A 16,605-nucleotide genomic window follows, 5' to 3' on the forward strand; every position below is an offset into this window, starting at 1 on the left:
GCGCGCGTCCGCCGGCGGGCGCGGGGCGGGCACCCGTGTTCCCGGTCACAGCACGCAACCGTCCCTGTCACGGAACGGCTCCGGAACGGCCCCGGTCTCCCCCGGGGCCGTCCGGGGTGTCCGTGGCGACTCGTAGACTCGCCCCGTGGACACGACCCTTCAGGACCCGCTCGTCGGGCAGCTGCTCGACGGCCGCTATCGCATCGACGCGCGCATCGCCGTCGGCGGTATGGCCACGGTCTACCGGGCCGTGGACACCCGGCTCGACCGGGTGCTCGCCCTCAAGGTGATGCATCCGGCGCTGGCGACCGACACCGCGTTCGTCGAGCGCTTCATCCGTGAGGCCAAGTCCGTCGCCCGGCTCGCGCACCCCAACGTGGTGGCCGTCTTCGACCAGGGTGCCGAGGGCGACTACGTCTACCTCGCGATGGAGTACGTCGCGGGGTGCACCCTGCGCGACGTGCTGCGCGAGCGCGGCGCGCTGCAGCCCCGGGCCGCGCTGGACATCCTCGAACCCGTCCTGGCCGCGCTGGGCGCGGCGCACCGCGCGGGCTTCGTGCACCGCGACATGAAGCCGGAGAACGTCCTCATCGGGGACGACGGCCGTGTGAAGGTGGCCGACTTCGGGCTGGTCCGGGCGGTGGGCACGGTCACGGACACCACGGGTTCCCTGCTGGGCACCGTGTCCTATCTCGCACCGGAGCAGATCGAGCACGGCACCGCCGACACCCGCGCCGACGTCTACGCCTGCGGGGTCGTGCTGTACGAGATGCTGACGGGTGGCAAGCCGCACACCGGGGACACCGCCGCCCAGGTCATCTACCAGCACCTCAACGAGGACGTACCGGCGCCGTCCCGTGCGGTACCCGGGCTGGCGGCGGGGCTGGACGAACTGGTGGCCACGGCCATGGCCCGCGATCCCGACGTACGGCCGCGTGACGCGGTGGCCCTGCTCGCCTGCTCCCGGGTGGCCAGGGAGGCCCTCACCGAGGAACAGCTGGACGCGATGCCCCCGCTGGCCGTCACCGAGGTGCGCGACACGGCCGAGGACCGCACGAGCGTCATCCCCCGGGTGCTCCCGCCGGACCAGGGGACCGCGCACCACACCAGCCGTCTGGAGATGCCCCCGCCGCCGCCGCCGGGGAGGGTGCGGGGCGGCCGCGGCCCCTTCGTGGCGGTCCCGCGGCGCGGGCTGCTCGCCGCCCTCGTCGGCCTGCTGCTGGTGCTGGGAACCGGCACCGGCGTCTGGTACATCAACTCGGGGCAGTTCACCCACGTCCCCTCGCTCCTCGGCCAGACCCAGAAGGCCGCCGAGAAGAGGCTCTCCGAGGCCGGCCTCGACGTGAAGGGGGTCGGCCACGCCTACAGCGACACCGTGGAGCGCGGCACGGTGATCAGCAGCGATCCTGCCTCGGGCGAGCGGATCCGGGGCAACGACGCGGTGAAGCTGGTGATCTCACGGGGTCCTGAGATCGTCAAGATCCCGGACGTGGAGGGCCTCTCGCTCCCCGACGCGCGGCGCGAACTGAAGAGCGCGGGCCTCGAGCAGGGGATGGTGACCCGCGAGTTCAGCGAGGAGACGGCACGCGGCGAGGTGGTCCGCACCGATCCCGCCGTCGGCACCGAGCGCCACGCGGGCTCCGCGATCGCCCTCGTCATCAGCAAGGGCAGCCCGGTGGACGTCCCCGACGTCACGGGCCTCAGTGTGACGGATGCCACCGACGCTCTGGCCGAGGCGGGCCTGAAGGCGAAGGTGCTGCCGGACCGCGTGCACTCCGCCGTGGCCGCGGGCGACGTCGCCCGGCAGGCACCCGCGAAGGGCCAGGAGGCCGCGGAGGGCGACGCCGTCGAGCTGACGGTGTCCGAGGGACCGCGCATGATCGAGGTCCCGGACGTCACCGGGAAGAACGTCGACGTGGCCCGGAGCACACTGGAGGAAGCGGGTTTCGAGGTCAAGGTCGACCGTCCGTTCCTCTCCTTCGGCGACACGGTCGCGAGTCAGTCGGTCGACGGCGGCGAGAAGGCCGCCGAGGGTTCCGAGATCACCATCAGGACGAAGGGGCTCTGAGGCCGCGGACGGCGGCCCGGGCCCGCGGAGGACCGGTCACACACATGCGCAACCCGGTAGGCGGTCACGTCCCCGTGGCCGGAGGACTCGCCAAGGTCGGCCTCGGCTACGCCCGGGAGCTGGCTGCGGAGGCCGTCCAGGTCTTCGTCGCCAATCCACGCGGCTGGGCCACCCCGCCCGGCAACCCCGCGCAGGACGAGCTGTTCCGTTCGGAGTGCGCGGCCCGGTCCGTACCCGCGTACGTCCACGCCCCGTACCTGATCAACTTCGGCTCGCACACCGAGGCCACCGTCGAGAGGTCCGTCGAGTCGCTCCGCCACTCGCTGCGCCGGGCCAGGGAGATCGGCGCCCTGGGGGTGGTGGTGCACACCGGTTCGGCGACGGGCGGGCGCCCGCGGTCCGAGGCCCTCGCTCAGGTCCGTACGCATCTGAGGCCGCTGCTCGACGAGCTGACCCACGACGACGACCCGTTCCTGCTGCTGGAGTCGACCGCCGGCCAGGGCTTCTCCCTGTGCTCGCGGACCTGGGACTTCGGCCCGTACTTCGAGGCCCTGGACTCCCATCCCCGGCTGGGCGTCTGCCTGGACACCTGCCACATCCACGCGGCGGGGCACGACCTGGCCGGCCCCGCCGGTATGCGGCAGACGCTGGATCTGCTGGTGGGGACCGTCGGTGAGGGCCGGCTGAAGCTGATCCACGCCAACGACTCCAAGGAGGGGGTGGGGGCGCACAAGGACCGGCACGAGAACATCGGCGCCGGGCACATCGGTGCAGAGCCGTTCCGTGAGCTGTTCTCGCACCCTGCCACGGACGGGGTGCCCCTGATCATCGAGACGCCCGGCGGCACGCAGGGGCACGCGGCGGACGTGGCACGGCTGAAGGAACTCCGAGGCCCCGTCACCGGTTGAAAAGCATGGGCGGGAATACCCCCTAGGGGTATGCGGTTCCTGGTGTCGTCAGGAACCGCTGTCCAGCTTCCGGGGGCTTCTCATGCAGCACGACGCACACACGCACCACGCACACGCCGAGCACGCACACGCCGGCCACCACCGCACCGCCGGCCCGGCGAGCTGGTCCATGGCGGCCCGTGCCACCCTGCACTGCCTCACGGGCTGCGCGATCGGCGAGGTGCTCGGCATGGTGGCAGGCACGGCACTGGGGTGGGGGAACACGGGGACGATGGCCCTGGCGATCATCCTGGCGTTCCTCTTCGGCTACGCACTGACGCTGCGCGGGCTCGTCCGGGCCGGTGTCGGTCTCCGCAGCGCCGTCCGCGTCGCCCTCGCCGCCGACACCCTGTCCATCGCCGTGATGGAACTGATCGACAACGGCGTGATCGCGCTGTGGCCGGGAGCCATGGACGCCCACCTCCGGGACGTGACGTTCTGGGCGGTACTGGCCCTCGCACTGGCGGCGGCCTTCGTGTTCACGACCCCGGTCAACAAGTGGATGATCGGCCGCAGCAAGGGCCACGCCGTGGTGCACCGGTACCACCACTGACCAGCACACTCACCGTACGGGTTCAGAGCTCGGGGCCGTCCCCGGGCTCTTCCTGGTAGGAATAGCGCTGCTCGCTCCACGGGTCACCGATGTTGTGATAGCCGCGCTCCTCCCAGAACCCGCGGCGGTCGGCCGTCATGTACTCGATGCCCCGGACCCATTTGGGGCCTTTCCAGGCGTACAGATGGGGCACGACGAGTCGCAGGGGGAAACCGTGTTCCGCGGTGAGTAGTTCACCGTCCTTGTGGGTGGCGAACAGGGTCCGCTCCGACGCGAAGTCGGCCAGCCGCAGGTTCGCGCTGAATCCGTATTCGGCCCAGACCATGACGTGGGTGACCTGAGGGGCGGGAGGTGCGAGTTCCACGACCTCGCGGGCCAGGATCCCGCCCCATTCGGCGCCCAGCATGCTGAATTTGGTCACGCAGTGGAGGTCGGCGACGACCGAGGAGAACGGCAGCGCCGTGAATTCCTGATGGGTCCAGCAGTGCTTCCCGCCGTCGGCCGTCGCACCGAAGACGCGGAACTCCCACCGGTCGGGCTTGAACTTCGGCACGGGACCGTAGTGGGTGACCGGCCAGCCGCGCTGCAGGCGCTGCCCCGGCGGTAGCCCGGACTGCTCTGCTGTGCCGCGTTCCCGGCTTTCCGGCTGACCCATGCCTCCATGGTGACAGACAGCCAGGGGTGGTCATGACCAGGGGACGAGACGATTCGGGCAACTCATAGTAAGCATGTACTTACTGGACTGCCGGGGGGTGCGGTGCGAGGATGCGCGCACACGTGCCCAGTTCACCGGTTGGAAGGAGCCTCTGCCATGCAGGGCGACCCCGAGGTCCTCGAGTTCCTGAACGAACAGCTGACCGCCGAATTGACTGCCATCAACCAGTACTTCCTGCACGCGAAGATGCAGGAGAACTTCGGCTGGACGAAGCTCGCGACGTACACCCGGGCCGAGTCGTTCGACGAGATGAAGCACGCGGAGATCCTCACCGACCGGATTCTCTTCCTGGACGGTCTTCCCAACTACCAGCGGCTCTTCCATGTGCGGGTGGGCCAGACGGTCACCGAGATGTTCCAGGCCGACCGCCAGGTCGAGGTGGAGGCGATCGACCGCCTCAAGCGCGGCATCGAGGTGATGCGCGGCAAGGGCGACATCACCTCGGCGAACATCTTCGAGTCCATCCTGGCGGACGAGGAACACCACATCGACTACCTCGACACCCAGCTGGAACTCGTCGCGAAGCTGGGCGAGCCGCTCTACATCGCCCAGGTGATCGAGCAGCCGAAGAGCTGAGGCCGCACGCACGGCCCGGACTCGGGCGGGTTCAGGCGGCGTCGGAGAGGTCGCCACCCCGGCCGCCGAGGGCGGCGGGCGCGCCGGCCGCGATGCCCTTCACCCGGGTGCGCCCGTCGACGGGCTCGCGGCGCGGGCACTCGCCGCGGCCGAGAAGCGCCTGGATCCTGCGGACGCAGCCGCCGCAGTCCGTACCCGCCTTGCAGGCCGAGGCGATCTGGCGGGGTGTGCACGCCCCGTCGTCCGCATGCTGCTTGACCTGCTGCTCGGTGATGCCGAAGCAGGAGCAGACGTACATGCGGTTCACCTCCCGAGGGGTCGTTCGTGGGCGCCACCCCGACTTCTCGGTGAGGCAAACCTAACCTTACCCGCCGGGTCCGGCACGGAGAACCCCTGACATGCCTGTGGGGCGCGGATCACATGGATCCGTGCCCCAACGGCGCCGTCACGGGCGTTCCCTACTGGTCGCGGTACATCTCGGCGACGAGGAAGGCCAGGTCGAGGGACTGACTGCGGTTGAGACGCGGGTCGCACGCCGTCTCGTAGCGCTGGTGCAGGTCGTCCACGAAGATCTCGTGGCCGCCGCCGACGCACTCGGTGACGTCGTCACCGGTCAGCTCGACGTGGATGCCGCCCGGGTGCGTCCCGAGTGCCTTGTGCACCTCGAAGAAGCCCTTGACCTCGTCCAGGACGTCGTCGAAGCGGCGCGTCTTGTGGCCGGAAGCGGCCTCGAAGGTGTTGCCGTGCATCGGGTCGGTCACCCAGACCACCTTCGCACCCGAGGCGGTGACCTTCTCGACCAGCTCGGGGAGCTTGTCGCGGACCTTGTCGGCGCCCATCCGGACGATGAAGGTGAGCCGGCCCGGCTCGCGCTCCGGGTCGAGGCGGTCGATGTAACCGAGCGCCTCGTCGACGCTGGTCGTCGGGCCGAGCTTGATGCCGATCGGGTTGCTGATCCTGGACGCGAACTCGATGTGGGCACCGTCCATCTGGCGGGTGCGCTCACCGACCCACACCATGTGCGCCGAGGTGTCGTACAGCCGGCCGGTACGCGAGTCGGTGCGGGTGAGCGACGACTCGTAGTCCAGCAGCAGGGCCTCGTGCGAGGCGTAGAACTCGACGGCTTTGAACTCGGCCGGGTCCGTGCCGCACGCCTTCATGAAGTTCAGCGCGTTGTCGATCTCGCGGGCCAGGGCCTCGTACCGCTGGCCGGACGGCGAGGACTTCACGAAGTCCTGGTTCCAGGCGTGGACCTGGCGCAGGTCGGCGTAACCACCGGTGGTGAAGGCGCGGACCAGGTTCAGCGTGGAGGAGGACGCGTGGTACATCCGCTTCAGGCGCTCGGGGTCCGGGATGCGGGCCGCCTCGGTGAACTCGAAGCCGTTGACCGAGTCACCGCGGTAGGTGGGCAGGGTCACGCCGTCGCGTGTCTCGGTCGGCTTGGAGCGCGGCTTGGAGTACTGGCCGGCGATCCGGCCGATCTTGACGACCGGCACCGAGGCCGCGTAGGTCAGGACGGCGCTCATCTGGAGCAGCGTCTTCAGCTTCGCCCGGATCTGCTCGGCCGACACGGCGTCGAACGCCTCGGCGCAGTCACCGCCCTGCAGCAGGAACGCCTCGCCCTCGGCGACGGCTCCCAGGCGGGCACGCAGCTGGTCGCACTCACCGGCGAAGACGAGCGGCGGATACGCTGCGAGGTCCGCGAGTACATCGCGCAGAGCCTCGGCATCGGGGTACTCGGGCTGCTGCGCCGCGGGAAGGTCTCGCCAGGTGTTGCCACCGGCGACGAAGGTATTGGCGTTCACGGTCACCTCCCCAACATTACGGGGTCGGCGAGCCCGTCCGGCCGTCCGCTCAGCAGTTGAGACGACTGCTCGTCCGTACCGCCTCCGTCGGCTAGGGTGCGGAGCATGTTCGCGCAGACGATCCAGAACTGGTGGTGGACCGCACATCCGGCGGCCCGCTGACCGACACGCGCGTACAGACTTCGCGAAGGCCGCCCGAGGGGCGGCCTTCTTCGCGTTCGCGAGCCGGGAGCTGTCCCTCCGTCCGGAAGGAACTCCCATGCCCGACCCTGTCACCGACCTCCTGAACAGACTGCTGCGGGACGACGGCCCGCCCTTCGCACTGCTGCGCCGGCGCACGCCCGGCCGGGACCACGACGTCGTCGAAGTGCTGATCGGCGCCGTGCACGAGGTGGACCGGCTCTCCATGATCCCCGTGGGCGAGCGCCCTTCGCTGGCCCTGGTGCCGTTCCGGCAGATCGCCGAGCGCGGTTTCGACGTACGCGACGACGGCACCCCGCTGGCGGTGCTGGTCGCGGACGAGTCCTGCGAACTGCCGCTGGACGAGGTGCTCGCGCGGCTGCCCGACCATGCCGTACGGGTGGAGGACGGCGCCTTCGACGTCGGCGACGAGGAGTACGCGGACATCGTCGGGCGGGTGATCGAGGACGAGATCGGGCGGGGCGAAGGGGCGAACTTCGTCATCCGGCGCACCTTCGGGGGCACGATCCCGGGTTTCGGCCGGGCCGACGCCCTGGCCCTGTTCCGCCGGCTGCTGGCCGGTGAGCGCGGGGCGTACTGGACGTTCGTCGTCCACACCGGGGACCGCACGCTGGTCGGCGCCAGCCCCGAGGTGCACGTCCGGATGTCGGGCGGCACCGTGGTCATGAACCCGATCAGCGGGACGTACCGCTACCCCCCGCAGGGGCCGACGGCCGAGAGCCTGCTCGCCTTCCTCGGCGACCGCAAGGAGACCGAGGAGCTCTCCATGGTGGTCGACGAGGAACTGAAGATGATGTGCACCGTGGGCGACATGGGCGGAGTCGTGGTCGGCCCGCGGCTCAAGGAGATGGCCCATCTCGCCCACACCGAGTACGAGTTGCGGGGCCGCTCCTCCTTGGACGTGCGCGAGGTCCTCAGGGAGACCATGTTCGCGGCGACGGTCACGGGTTCGCCGGTGCAGAACGCCTGCCGGGTGATCGAGCGGTACGAGGCCGGCGGCCGCGGCTACTACGCGGGCGCCCTCGCCCTCCTGCGCCGGGAGCCGGGCGGGGCGCAGACCCTCGACTCGCCGATCCTGATCCGCACCGCCGACATCTCGGCCGGCGGCCGGCTGCGCGTACCGGTCGGGGCCACGCTCGTACGCCACTCCGACCCGGCGGGGGAGGTCGCCGAGACGCACGCGAAGGCCGCCGGGGTGCTCGCCGCCCTGGGGGTACGGCCCGGCCGGCCCGGGGCGGAGGCGAGCCGTCCGCGGCTGGCCTCCGACCCGCGGGTGCAGGCGGCGCTGGAGGACCGCCGCGGCGGGCTCGCGCCCTTCTGGCTGCGCATGCAGGAGCGCACCCGTGACCTGTCGGGCCACGCGCTGGTCGTGGACGGCGAGGACACCTTCACCGCGATGCTGGCGCATCTGCTGCGCTCCTCGGGTCTCACGGTCTCGGTGCGCCGGTACGACGAGCCGGGGCTGCCCGGAACCGTGCGGGCGCACCGGGGCCCGGTCGTGCTGGGCCCGGGTCCCGGAGACCCCGGGGACACGGCGGATCCCAAGATGCGGCTGTTGCGGGGAATGGCGGCCGAGCTCCTGCGGAATCACGGCCACGGGCTGCTGGGCGTCTGCCTGGGGCACGAGCTCATCGCGGCCGAACTGGGCCTGGAGATCGTGCGAAAGGCCGTGCCGTACCAGGGTGCGCAGACCCGGATCGAGCTGTTCGGCCGGCCGGAGACCGTCGGCTTCTACAACAGCTTCACGGCACGCTGCGACGACGCGGCCGCCGCCGAACTGGATGCGCACGGTATCGGGACGAGCCGGGACCCCGCCTCCGGCGAACTGCACGCGCTGCGCGGGGAGGGTTTCGCCTCGGTGCAGTTCCATCCGGAGTCGGTGCTGACGCTGCGTGGCTCCACGATCGTGAGCGAGCTCCTGGCGGCGCTGCCCGTACCGCGCTGAGGCAGCCGAGGGGAGCGGGACGGAGGGGGCCGGCGCCCGGCCGGCTCCTCCGGTCCCCCGTGCGGGCGGCGGGTCCGGGGCGGCCGGGCCGGCCGGTGCGCCCCGTCAGGCGGCGGGCCGGGGCACGAGTACGTTGGGGCCGGTCCGCCCGGCCAGGTGGTCCATGACGTTCTGCACGGTCGTCTCGACGATCTGGCTCACCGCCTCGGCCGTGTAGTAGGCCTGGTGGGAGGTCACGATCACGTTCGGGAAGGTGACGAGCCGGGCGAGGGTGTCGTCGTCGATGCCCTCCAGGGACTTGTCGACGTAGAAGAGTCCCGCCTCCGCCTCGTAGACGTCGAGACCGACGCCGGTGAACCGGCCGGCGCGCAGCTCCGCGACGAGCGCGGTGGTGTCGATCAGCCCGCCGCGGCTGGAGTTGACGAGGACGGCGTCGTCCTTCATGGCGGCCAGGGCGTCCTTGCCGACGATGTGCTGGGTGGCGGGCATCAGCGGTACGTGAAGGCTGATCACGTCGGCCTCCGCGAAGAGCCGTTCCTTGTCGACGTACGTCATCCCGAGCGCGGTGCAGGCGGGGTTCTCGACGACGTCCCAGCCGAGCAGGTTCATGCCGTAGCCGTGGGCGATCCGGGCGAACGCCTCACCGATCCTGCCGGTGCCCAGCACACCCGCGGTGCGGCCGTGCATGTCCCGCCCGAGGAGCCCGTCGAGCCGGAAGTCGAAGTCGCGGGTGCGGCTCACCGCCCGCACGATGCGGCGGTTGACGGCCATCGCGAGGGTCCAGGCGAATTCGGCGACCGAGTACGGCGAGTAGGAGGAGACCCGGGCGACCCGCAGGGCGAGGCGTTCGGCCACCTCGAGGTCGATGTTGTTGAAGCCGGTGGAGCGCTGGGCGATCATCTGCGTGCCGCCCTTCGCGAGGGTCTGCAGGACCGAGGCGCCGAGATCCGCGTTGACGCTGGTGGAGATGATCTCGTAGCCCGCGGCGATCGGGGCGGTGTCCTCGGTGAGGAAGACGTCCAGACACCGGACGTCGTGCTTGCCAGCGAAGGCCTTCTCGATGAGCGGCTTCTCGTCGGACTGCACGCCGAAGGCCAGGATCTCCACGGTGACTCCCGGGTCGTGGGTACGGGCTCCCGCGAATATACGGCCCGCACGCCGGATGCGCCCCGCCCGGCTCCGGCGCGCCGCACGGCGGGTGCGCGCTCCGGGCACGCCTGGGGACCGCGGGTGCTCCGTGAGTCCCCGGCGGAGCACCGGCGGTGAACCGTCAGGCGTCGTCGAGGCCTGTCTCGATCGCGTACCGCACGAGCTCCACCCTGTTGTGCAGCTGGAGTTTGCCCAGGGTGTTCTGGACGTGGTTCTGCACGGTGCGGTGGGAGATGACCAGGCGCTCGGCGATCTGCTTGTACGAGAGCCCCTTGGCGACCAGCCGCAGCACCTCGGTCTCGCGGTCGGTGAGTCGAGGGGCCTTCGGCTCGTCCGAGGCGACCGGGGCGGGGTCGGTGGCGAGCCTGCGGTACTCGCCCAGCACCAGTCCGGCGAGCCCGGGGGTGAAGACGGGGTCACCGGCCGCGGTGGCCCGCACGGCGTCGGTCAGCTCCTGGGTGCTGGCCGACTTGAGCAGGTAACCGGTGGCGCCGGACTTCACGGCCTCCAGCACGTCGGCGTGCTCACCGCTGGCGGAGAGCACCAGGACGCGCAGGCCGGGATGCGAGCCGACCAGCTCCTTGCACACCTGGACACCGGGCATGCCGGGCAGGTTGAGGTCGAGCACGAGGACGTCGGGTACGGCCGCCCTGGCCCGGCGCACGGCCTGCGGGCCGTCCCCGGCGGTCGCGACCACGTCGAACCCGGACTCGGTCAGGTCACGGGCGACGGCGTCGCGCCACATGGGGTGGTCGTCGACGACCATGACCCTGACGGGCCCGTCGCCCGGTACCCGCGTCCCGGGCGCCTGGGTGTTGGGTGTACTCATCGGGACGATCCCGCCTTCCCCCGTGAAGCCTTCGTGTCTTTCGGAACCTTCAACTCGACCTCGGTGCCCTGACCGGGTACCGAGATCAGCTCTGCCGTGCCACCCAGATCGCGCAGCCGTCCGCGGATGGACTGGGCCACGCCGAGCCGGCCCTCCCCCTCCGCCTGGTCGAGGCGGCCCGCCGGGATGCCGGGCCCGTCGTCCCGGACCGTGACGATCACCTCGTCCGGCTCGTCCTCGACCAGGATCCAGGCCTGGGCGTCAGGACCCGCGTGGGCCCTGACATTGTCCAGGGCGGCCCCCACCGCCGCGGCCAGCTCGCGCGCCGTGCCGGGCGCGAGCAGGACCGGCGCGCCGGGCTCGGCGAAGCTGGTCCGGGATCCCGCGTGCGGTGCGAGCAGGGCGCGCAGGTCGAGTCCCGACGGTCCGGAGTCCGCGTCGCCGGAGGCGGCGTCCACGGTCCGGACCACCGCGCCGTCTGCGCCGTCCTCCGAGACCCTGCTCGTGGGGACCAGGCCGCTGGTGACCAGGGTGCGCAGGGCGACTTCCTGCTCCCCCGCCATCCGGCCGAGTTCCGCCGCCTCGCCGCCCAGGGCCGTTCCCCGGCGCTGGACCATGGCGAGGACCTGCAGGACGCTGTCGTGGATGTCACGGGCGAGCCGTTCCCGTTCGCGGGTCGCGGCCTCGATCTCCAGGGCGCGGGCCAGGGTGCGTTCACTGGCCCGGGCGACCTCGACGACGTATCCGATCGCGATGGAGGCCACCCAGACCAGCAGCACGTTGTGGAAGGTGTCCCGGCTGAGCTCGCCGCGTTCGACGATGTTGGCGGCGGCCACCAGCGTGGACGCGAAGGCGGCCCAGCGCCAGCCGCCCTTGAGCGCGAAGGCGAGGACCGCCCCGGCGGTCCAGATCGACGGAAGCGTCGATCCGTCCACGAGCCGGGCGTCCGCGTCGGCGAGGGGGGTCAGCAGGATGCCGGTCAGCGCGACGGCGAGGTCGATGCCCAGGAAGCGCTTGGTGCAGGCGGCGGCGCCCGCCACCCTGGGCAGGGTGAGGAGGGTCCACAGGCCCAGGGCGGTGAGGAAGGCGACGGCCACCCAGGGCCGTTCGTACTCCCCGCGCCCGATGACGGCGAGCAGCACCGCGTAGAACAGGGTCAGTACGCGGTAGGCGGTCAGGGCGCGCCACAGCGGCGCTCGACCGACATGCGTACGACCCGCTCGGGCCCGGCCATGGTCGTCCCTCCCCCGTTTCCTGTCCCGTCCGGGCCGTGTGGACGTCCCGGACGGTGGGCCGCGCCGTCAGGCACCGGGCCCGCGCGTCCCCTTGTTCTTCGCCTCTTCGGCGATCTGCCGCTTGGCCGCGGTGGCGTAGACGTCCACGTACTCCTGGCCGGACAGCTTCATGATCTCGTACATGACCTCGTCGGTGAGCGAGCGCAGGATGAAGCGGTCACCCTCCATGCCCTGGTACCGGCTGAAGTCCAGCGGCCTGCCGATCCGGATGCCGGGGCGCATGAGCCGGGGCACGACCTGTCCGGGAGGCTGGATCTTCTCCGTGTCGATCATCGCGACGGGGATGACGGGGGCGCCGGTGGCGAGGGCCACCCGGGCGAGACCACCGGGCTTGCCCCGGTAGAGCCGTCCGTCGGGCGAGCGGGTGCCCTCCGGGTAGATACCGAAGAGGCCGCCGCTCTCGATGACCTGGATACCCGCCTTGATCGCCGCCTCACCGGCGCCGCGTGCGCCGGAGCGGTCCACCGGGAGCTGGCCGACGCCCTTGAAGAAGGCAGCGGTGAGCTTCCCCTTCACACCCGGAGCCGTGAAGTACTCGGCCTTGGCGATGAAGGTCACCTTGCGGTCGAGGACGGCCGGCAGGAAGAAGGAGTCGGAGAACGACAGATGGTTGCTCGCGAGGATCGCCGGCCCGTGTGCGGGGACGTTCTCCAGGCCCTCCACCCACGGCCGGAAGGCGAGTTTCAGGGACCCGCCGATGGAGAACTTCATTGCGCCGTAGATCAACTCGGGTGCCTCCTGTGTGCCGTCGATGAGACCTTAACCCGTACGGCCGCGGCCTCTCCCGCCCGGCGCCGGGCGGGGACCGTGCGGGCGGCCGCCGCCCGCACGGTGACGGCCCTGGTCGGTGTCGGTCCGGTCGCGTACGGTGAAGTAATCCTTTCGCACTCCCCCCGCACGCCCCCGCCCCGCTCATGAACAGGAGACCCCGGTGCCGGTCCTTCCTGGAGCCGAGCCGTTCCGCCACGAGGGCGGAGAGGTCGGCGTCCTCCTCTGTCACGGATTCACGGGTTCACCGCAGTCGCTGCGCCCCTGGGCGGACCGCATGGCCGATCGCGGGCTGACCGTGTCGCTCCCGCTGCTGCCGGGGCACGGCACACGCTGGCAGGACATGGCGGTCACGGGCTGGCAGGACTGGTACGCGGAGGTGGACCGGGAGCTGCGGGCGCTGCGGGACCGGTGCCGGCAGGTCTTCGTCTTCGGCCTCTCCATGGGCGGCGCGCTCTCGCTGCGCCTCGCGGCCAAGCACGGGGACGCGATCTCGGGCCTGGTGCTGGTGAATCCCGCGAACAAGGTCCACGGCCTGTCGGCGTACGCGCTGCCGGTCGCCCGGCACGTCGTACGGACGACGAAGGGGCTGACGAGCGACATCGCGCTCGCCGGGTCCGAGGAGGTCGGCTACGACCGGGTGCCGCTGCACGCCGCGCACTCGGTGCGCACCTTCTTCCGGCTGGTCGACGCGGAGCTGCCCCAGGTCACCCAGCCGCTCCTGCTGCTGCACAGCCCGCAGGACCACGTCGTGCCGCCGGCCGACTCGGCCCGCATCCTCAGCCGGGTGTCGTCCACGGACGTCCAGGAGATCCTGCTGGAACAGAGCTACCACGTGGCGACGTTGGACCATGACGCGGAGCGCGTCTTCGACGAGAGTTGTCGGTTCGTCGAGCGCCTCGCACCCGGCGTCGGCAAGAAGGGGAGCAGGTCCGGTGGCTGAGCACGACGCGGAGCGCGCGGGCAGTGACGAGGAGCGCGAACCGCGCCCCACGGAGGGGGCGGGCGTTCCCGGTGGCCCGGAGGAGGTCCGCCCGCTCGACGAGGCGGCGGCCTGGGAGGCGATCGTCGCGGGATACGGCGAGGAGCCGCCCGACCCGCCGGGCGCCAAGCCGTTCAAGTCGGTCGAGGACCTCGCCCTGCTGGAGGACGACCAGCTCAACACCTTGCCGGGCCCGGAGCCCGGCGCGGGCGACGACGCGGACAAGGGGGCGGACAAGAAGGCACCCGGCCCTCCGCCCGGGAGGAAGCCGCTCGGCAGTTCCGTCGTCTTCGCCCCCGGGGTCGCCGGTCCGCGTGACTACGAGGTCGCGGAGCCCGGCGCCGGCGGGGAGCTGGACGACGGCGGGGAGGGGCACTTCGTCCCTCCGGAGCCACCGCCGCTCCCGGAGGCCGATGTGACGGCGAAGTTCGCCTGGCTCGCGGTGGTCGGCGGCCCGGTGCTGATGCTCGTCGCGGTGCTGCTCCGGTGGGAGATGACGTGGTGGCTCACCACGCTCTGCATCGGCGGCTTCCTGGGCGGCTTCGCCACGCTGGTGGCCCGCATGCCCGACGACGACGAGGAGAACGACGACCCGGGGCGCGGCGCGGTCGTCTGACCCGGACCCGCCCGGCGCAGGGCCCGCCCGGCGGGGTGCCCTGCCCTGTGCTCCGGCCGGTCCTCAGGGTCCGGCGGGCACCCTGAGGGCGGCCAGCACGGGCAGGTGGTCGGTGGCCGCGCGCAGGTCCGCCCCGGTGACGCCCGGCAGATCCGCCGGGACACCGCAGCCGAGCACCTCGATCCCGCCCGTCGCGAACACCGCGTCGATGCGCTTGCGCGGCGCGTCGGGCGGGAAGGTGTGCTCGCCGCCCCACGGGCGCACGGCCCAGCAGTCCTGGAGCCGCCCGGCCAGCCGCCGGAACGCCCGCCCCTGCGGTACGTCGTTGAGGTCGCCCGCCACGACGGCGTGCGGAACGCCCATGGCGTCGAGACGGTCCAGCACCATCCCCGCCTGGGAGACGCGTTCCTCGCCCTGCAGGCTCAGGTGGCAGCTCACCACCCCGAGCCGGGTCCCCGCGATCCGGACGACGGCCGTGGCCAGCCCCCTGCGGTGCAGTCCCGGGGTACGCGGCAGCAGGACGTCCTCGGTGCGCTCCACCGTGGCACGCAGCGAGCAGAGCAGCAGCGGCCCCGCCGCCGTGGCGCCGCCGCCGAGGACCACCAGGTCGGTCATGGCGGCGAGCCGGGCCGCCGCCTTGCGCCAGCGGAAGAAGCGCGGGGCCTCCTGCACGCACACCAGGTCGGGTGCGCAGGCCCGGACGACCCGGGCCAGTGCCTGGGTGTCGTCGCGCAGGGAACGGACGTTGTAGCTGAGCACCCGGACGACGGCCGAACCGTCCGGCTCGGTACGGGAGTCGGGCAGGGGCATCGGCGTCGTGACCATGGGAGGCACGATACGACGGACGCCCGCCGCTCCCCGGAGGGCGCGACGGGCGTCCGGCGTACCGCGGTTCCGTCAGCCCTGGCGGGCCAGGTCCGCCGCGCCGACCAGACCGGCCTTGCCGCCCAGTTGGGCCGCGAGGACCTGCGCGTGCGGACGCCACTCGCCGCCGATCAGCCAGCGCCGGAAGGACTTGCGGATCGGGTCGAGGACCAGCTCGCCCTCGTCCGAGACCCCACCGCCGACGATGAACGCCGACGGGTCGAAGAGCGAGGCGAGGTCGGCCAGTCCGGCTCCGGCCCAGCGGGCCAGCTCGCGGAACGAGTCGACGGCCACCGGGCAACCCTGCCGGGCGGCCTCGCTGATGTGCTTGCCCTCGATGCCGTCCACCGTGCCGTCGCCGAGCGCCAGCAGGATCGTGGCGTTCTCCGGGGTGGCGTTGGCGCGCTGCTTGGCGTACCGGACGAGCGCGCGCCCGGACGCGTACTGCTCCCAGCAGCCCTGGCTGCCGCAGCCGCACAGCAGCCCGTCCGGGACGACACGGATGTGCCCGAATTCGGCCGCGACGCCGAAGCGTCCACGGCGCAGCTTGTTGCCGATGATGATGCCGCCGCCCAGGCCGGTGCCGAGCGTGATGCAGATGACGTCGTCGTGGCCCTGGCCGGCGCCGAAGCGGTATTCGCCCCAGGCCGCCGCGTTGGCGTCGTTCTCCACGACGACCGGCAGGCCGACACGCTGTTCGACCTTGTCCTTGAGCGGTTCGTGCCGCCAGTTGATGTTCGGGGCGAACAGCACGGTGGCACGCTTGTCGTCGACGTATCCGGCCGCGCCGATGCCGACGGCCTCGACGTCGTGACCCTCGCTCGCTCCGGCCACGGCGGCGCAGATCGCGTCGACGATGCCCTCGGCGGTCGGCGGAGTCGATACCTTGAACGTCGAGAGGATCCGGCCCTCTTCGTCGACCACTCCAGCCGCGATCTTCGTGCCGCCGATATCGACGCCGATGGTGAGTCCCATGAATCCCTCAGTTCCGGTCGAGCCCCGCTACGGCCAACCGTACCCGAGCCGGGGACGGGTACGTCCCTGACCGCCGTACCGGCATCGCGGTCCCGGCCGGAGGTGGGCGGCGGCCGCGGCCCTACGGCGTGTTCGGACAGGAGCGCCGTCGGTCCGGACGCCCGGACGTGACCGGTTCGGCCGGCGGGCGCCTCCCGAGGACCGTCAGCCGGGCATCACGGTGGGACACGAGGACCTGCGAGGGGGCGTGTTCCCGGACAGCTCGCCCTCGTCGGAGGCCTTCGCCGTGTTCGGGACGCACGACCGTCGACAGCGCC

At 71.8% G+C, this 16,605-nt stretch carries 16 protein-coding genes and 1 pseudogene; 8 read left to right on the plus strand and 9 right to left on the minus strand.

What is annotated here, in order from left to right; translation table 11 throughout:
• The first annotated feature begins 145 nt into the window (after window positions 1-145).
• The 3 genes from pknB to BA175_RS17975 all read left to right on the plus strand — a co-directional run bounded on the left by pknB (window position 146) and on the right by BA175_RS17975 (window position 3,568).
• Window positions 146-2,068, plus strand: a complete 1,923-nt coding sequence (gene pknB / locus BA175_RS17965; RefSeq protein ID WP_069172448.1) for a Stk1 family PASTA domain-containing Ser/Thr kinase — start codon at window positions 146-148, stop codon at window positions 2,066-2,068.
• 44 nt (window positions 2,069-2,112) lie between these two features.
• Window positions 2,113-2,976, plus strand: coding sequence for a deoxyribonuclease IV (locus tag BA175_RS17970; protein WP_069172449.1), 864 nt, complete (start codon window positions 2,113-2,115; stop codon window positions 2,974-2,976).
• An 82-nt stretch (window positions 2,977-3,058) separates the two neighbouring features.
• Window positions 3,059-3,568 carry a DUF4396 domain-containing protein gene (locus BA175_RS17975; protein WP_069172450.1) on the plus strand — a complete coding sequence of 170 codons (510 nt, stop codon included), beginning with the start codon at window positions 3,059-3,061 and terminating at the stop codon, window positions 3,566-3,568.
• A 22-nt stretch (window positions 3,569-3,590) separates the two neighbouring features.
• On the opposite strand, the gene BA175_RS17980 is transcribed toward BA175_RS17975, so the two are convergent.
• Window positions 3,591-4,223: a sulfite oxidase-like oxidoreductase gene (locus tag BA175_RS17980; RefSeq protein ID WP_069172451.1), complete on the minus strand. Its 633-nt coding sequence runs from the start codon at window positions 4,221-4,223 to the stop codon at window positions 3,591-3,593.
• Window positions 4,224-4,379: 156 nt separating this feature from the next.
• Between BA175_RS17980 and bfr the strand changes: the two genes are divergently transcribed.
• On the plus strand, window positions 4,380-4,859 hold the full coding sequence (gene bfr / locus BA175_RS17985; protein WP_069172452.1) for a bacterioferritin: 480 nt from the start codon (window positions 4,380-4,382) through the stop codon (window positions 4,857-4,859).
• Between the two features lie 31 nt (window positions 4,860-4,890).
• Here the strand turns inward: bfr and BA175_RS17990 are convergent, their stop codons facing one another.
• Entirely contained in the window at window positions 4,891-5,157 is a 267-nt protein-coding gene (locus BA175_RS17990) for a (2Fe-2S)-binding protein (RefSeq protein WP_069172453.1), read from the minus strand.
• A 160-nt stretch (window positions 5,158-5,317) separates the two neighbouring features.
• A complete protein-coding gene (locus BA175_RS17995) occupies window positions 5,318-6,670 on the minus strand; it encodes a class II 3-deoxy-7-phosphoheptulonate synthase (protein ID WP_079159663.1) in 1,353 nt (450 codons plus the stop codon).
• 99 nt (window positions 6,671-6,769) lie between these two features.
• Between BA175_RS17995 and BA175_RS32220 the strand changes: the two genes are divergently transcribed.
• Together BA175_RS32220 and BA175_RS18000 are read left to right on the plus strand one after the other, a co-directional pair.
• A complete protein-coding gene (locus BA175_RS32220) occupies window positions 6,770-6,826 on the plus strand; it encodes a trp operon leader peptide (protein WP_079159714.1) in 57 nt (18 codons plus the stop codon).
• 97 nt (window positions 6,827-6,923) lie between these two features.
• Complete coding sequence (locus tag BA175_RS18000) at window positions 6,924-8,810, plus strand: anthranilate synthase family protein (RefSeq protein ID WP_069172455.1); 1,887 nt, start codon at window positions 6,924-6,926, stop codon at window positions 8,808-8,810.
• 105 nt (window positions 8,811-8,915) lie between these two features.
• Here BA175_RS18000 and BA175_RS18005 read toward each other — a convergent pair whose 3' ends face one another.
• The 4 genes and pseudogenes from BA175_RS18005 to BA175_RS18020 all read right to left on the minus strand — a co-directional run bounded on the left by BA175_RS18005 (window position 8,916) and on the right by BA175_RS18020 (window position 12,809).
• Window positions 8,916-9,917: a 2-hydroxyacid dehydrogenase gene (locus BA175_RS18005; protein ID WP_069172456.1), complete on the minus strand. Its 1,002-nt coding sequence runs from the start codon at window positions 9,915-9,917 to the stop codon at window positions 8,916-8,918.
• Between the two features lie 163 nt (window positions 9,918-10,080).
• Window positions 10,081-10,788 (minus strand): response regulator, encoded by a 708-nt coding sequence (locus BA175_RS18010; RefSeq protein ID WP_069172457.1) that lies wholly within the window; start codon window positions 10,786-10,788, stop codon window positions 10,081-10,083.
• Window positions 10,785-12,022: pseudogene (gene macS, locus BA175_RS18015) on the minus strand (MacS family sensor histidine kinase). The gene BA175_RS18010 and the pseudogene macS overlap by 4 nt, the downstream one beginning before the upstream one ends.
• A 67-nt stretch (window positions 12,023-12,089) precedes the next feature.
• On the minus strand, window positions 12,090-12,809 hold the full coding sequence (locus BA175_RS18020; RefSeq protein ID WP_079159664.1) for a lysophospholipid acyltransferase family protein: 720 nt from the start codon (window positions 12,807-12,809) through the stop codon (window positions 12,090-12,092).
• Between the two features lie 205 nt (window positions 12,810-13,014).
• On the opposite strand from BA175_RS18020, the gene BA175_RS18025 reads away from it, so the two are divergent.
• Together BA175_RS18025 and BA175_RS18030 are read left to right on the plus strand one after the other, a co-directional pair.
• Window positions 13,015-13,794: an alpha/beta hydrolase gene (locus BA175_RS18025; RefSeq protein ID WP_069172459.1), complete on the plus strand. Its 780-nt coding sequence runs from the start codon at window positions 13,015-13,017 to the stop codon at window positions 13,792-13,794.
• Window positions 13,787-14,449: a hypothetical protein gene (locus tag BA175_RS18030; RefSeq protein WP_069172460.1), complete on the plus strand. Its 663-nt coding sequence runs from the start codon at window positions 13,787-13,789 to the stop codon at window positions 14,447-14,449. Before BA175_RS18025 ends, BA175_RS18030 begins: the two co-directional genes overlap by 8 nt.
• Before the next feature lie 63 nt (window positions 14,450-14,512).
• Here BA175_RS18030 and BA175_RS18035 read toward each other — a convergent pair whose 3' ends face one another.
• On the minus strand, window positions 14,513-15,274 hold the full coding sequence (locus tag BA175_RS18035) for an endonuclease/exonuclease/phosphatase family protein (RefSeq protein ID WP_069172461.1): 762 nt from the start codon (window positions 15,272-15,274) through the stop codon (window positions 14,513-14,515).
• A gap of 72 nt (window positions 15,275-15,346) precedes the next feature.
• On the minus strand, window positions 15,347-16,288 hold the full coding sequence (locus BA175_RS18040) for an ROK family glucokinase (RefSeq protein WP_069172462.1): 942 nt from the start codon (window positions 16,286-16,288) through the stop codon (window positions 15,347-15,349).
• Window positions 16,289-16,605 lie beyond the last annotated feature (317 nt).

The sequence above is a fragment of the Streptomyces griseus genome, assembly GCF_001715295.1.
Classification (GTDB): domain Bacteria; phylum Actinomycetota; class Actinomycetes; order Streptomycetales; family Streptomycetaceae; genus Streptomyces; species Streptomyces griseus_G.

Bases quoted from the DNA above. Each gene is read 5' to 3' on its own strand.
- BA175_RS17970 (WP_069172449.1), top strand. From the start codon at position 2,113: ATGCGCAACCCGGTAGGCGGTCACGTCCCCGTGGCCGGAGGACTCGCC.
- BA175_RS17975 (WP_069172450.1), top strand. From the start codon at position 3,059: ATGCAGCACGACGCACACACGCACCACGCACACGCCGAGCACGCACAC.
- BA175_RS17980 (WP_069172451.1), bottom strand. From the start codon at position 4,223: ATGGGTCAGCCGGAAAGCCGGGAACGCGGCACAGCAGAGCAGTCCGGG.
- bfr (WP_069172452.1), top strand. From the start codon at position 4,380: ATGCAGGGCGACCCCGAGGTCCTCGAGTTCCTGAACGAACAGCTGACC.
- BA175_RS17990 (WP_069172453.1), bottom strand. From the start codon at position 5,157: ATGTACGTCTGCTCCTGCTTCGGCATCACCGAGCAGCAGGTCAAGCAG.
- BA175_RS18000 (WP_069172455.1), top strand. From the start codon at position 6,924: ATGCCCGACCCTGTCACCGACCTCCTGAACAGACTGCTGCGGGACGAC.
- BA175_RS18010 (WP_069172457.1), bottom strand. From the start codon at position 10,788: ATGAGTACACCCAACACCCAGGCGCCCGGGACGCGGGTACCGGGCGAC.
- BA175_RS18035 (WP_069172461.1), bottom strand. From the start codon at position 15,274: ATGGTCACGACGCCGATGCCCCTGCCCGACTCCCGTACCGAGCCGGAC.
- BA175_RS18040 (WP_069172462.1), bottom strand. From the start codon at position 16,288: ATGGGACTCACCATCGGCGTCGATATCGGCGGCACGAAGATCGCGGCT.